At 68.4% G+C, this 1,995-nt stretch carries 2 protein-coding genes; both read left to right on the top strand.

Features of this window, described 5'->3' with window-relative positions; translation table 11 throughout:
- A partial coding sequence (locus tag AC5LSR_RS23275) for an HNH endonuclease family protein (RefSeq protein WP_493469034.1) occupies nucleotides 1-741 on the top strand: 741 nt, incomplete at its 5' end.
- A 690-nt stretch (nucleotides 742-1,431) separates the two neighbouring features.
- A partial coding sequence (locus tag AC5LSR_RS23270; RefSeq protein WP_493469033.1) for a PAS domain S-box protein occupies nucleotides 1,432-1,995 on the top strand: 564 nt, incomplete at its 3' end.

Genomic DNA, 1,995 nt, shown 5'->3' with positions numbered 1-1,995 from the left:
GTTCCCGCCGACGGCCGGGCGCGGGTCCTGCCGACGGCTGTCGCGCTCTGCCTCAGCGTGTTTCTCGCCCTGACCGGCTGCGGGACGCTCGACGACACGGGATCCCCCACGGGCACCGGCGGGACGGCCGGGGCGGGCGGGCGCGGCCAGGTCGTCACCGTCGGGACCGCCGTTGCCACCCTCCAGTCGGTCCCGGTGCACCCGGCCACAACATCACCGCCATACCGGCGGGACGAGTTCGGCTCCGCCTGGTCGGACGTTGACAACAACGGCTGCGACACGCGCAACGACATCCTGCACCGCGACCTGACGCTGGTGACCGTGGGACGGAACTTGTGCATCGTGCTGACCGGCGAGCTGAGGGATCCGTACACCAACCGGATCGTCCGCTTCGACCGTTCACGGTCCGCGAGTGCCATCCAGATCGACCATGTGGTGGCGCTGGCGGACGCCTGGCGGACCGGGGCCGCCTTCTGGTCGCCGGACAAGCGGCTGGCGTTCGCCAACGACCCGGAGAACCTGCTCGCCGTCAACGGCCCGACGAACCAGGAGAAAAGCGACGACGACGCCGCGCGGTGGCTGCCCCCGAACCGGGGGTACCGCTGCCGGTACGTGGCCCGACAGATCGGAGTGAAGGCCCGCTACGGCCTGTGGATGGAGATGGCCGAGCGAGAAGCAATGATCAAAATTCTGAGCGGCTGCCCGGAGCAGCCCGTACTCGGTGCCGCGCGGACCCGCTGACGGCCGCCCAGCGCCGTCAGCCCGCCAGCCGGCCAGCCCGCTGCCACCCACCAGAGCGCCGGTCAAGCAGCGCGGATCCCATCCACGACCACCCGCACAGGACATGATCCAGGCGAGTTTGTCGTTGTGTACGCTTTTTGTCCGTAAAAGCGTACACAACGACAAACTCGCGCCGATCTTCTCCGGTGGCTGGCGTCAATCGAAGCGTGCCACCGTGCGGGAGGATACTTATAGTTACCTGATCGGCGCCCTAGGCCCACCGGGTGGGTCTTCAGCCGTGCGAACCGGCGTCCGGACGACCAGGTAACACAAGCGCAACACAACCGAGCATGCCGAGCATGCGGTGGGCGTGACCCGGCTGGCAGCGATCGATTCCCGGCCGGAGGCGGCCGCCCCGGCTGGTCATGACCGTCCACGGCCGACCGGTGGAGCCATCGCGCCCGGTAGGCGGTCGCGCATCAGATAGATGATCACTATAACGACCCAGGCGATCACGTTCACGTCACACTCGTCACATCAGGCTACCAATCAAGTACAGTTAACTTTCCTGTTACCGGAAGGGTGTTCGGTCTTTCCCCCGGATACCGATCGGCTCGACCAGGCCGGCTCGACCAGGCCGAGGCCGTCGAGACCGACACGGGTGCGACAGGACACGGGTGAGACAGACACTGGTGAGTAGGTGAGGAACCGGTGGAACCGGAGGGGGACCGCCTCGATCTGTTCGACCGGCTGCAGATCGGGATAGCGCTTGTCGGTACGGCCGATCATCTGGTGCGGCGGGTGAACACGGCCGCATGCCGGATCCTCGGCCGTGGCGAGGCGGAGCTCCTCCGCACGACCTGGGACGCCCTGATCCACCCGGACGACCGGACGCGATGGCCGGACAACGCGTCACCCCACGCCCCCGGCCCTCCCGGCGGCCACCAGGACGTGACCCGGTTCGTCCGCCCGGACGGCTCGGTGGTCCACACCCTGGTCATCATCGCGCTCCTGCGGGAGCGCCCCGACCGGGAGCCCCACTATCTCGTCCAGTTCCAGGACATCACGCAGGAGGTAACCGTCCGTCACCAGCTGCGGCTGCTGCTGGAGAACGCGCCGGTGACGTTGTTCCTGCTGGACCGGATCGGACGCGTCGGGCTCGCCGAGGGCGGGGTGGACGTCGACCATCCCGGCGCCTCGCGGTCGTCGGCGTCCGAGGCCTTCGAGCCTCTCGGGGCCTTCGGCTCCTTCGGCACGTCCAACGGTTCCGACGCG

The sequence above is a fragment of the Protofrankia sp. CiP1_Cm_nod4 genome, from assembly GCF_982290645.1.
Note: the sequence above shows the minus strand (reverse complement) of the source record. Positions and strands in the feature narration are given on the sequence as shown.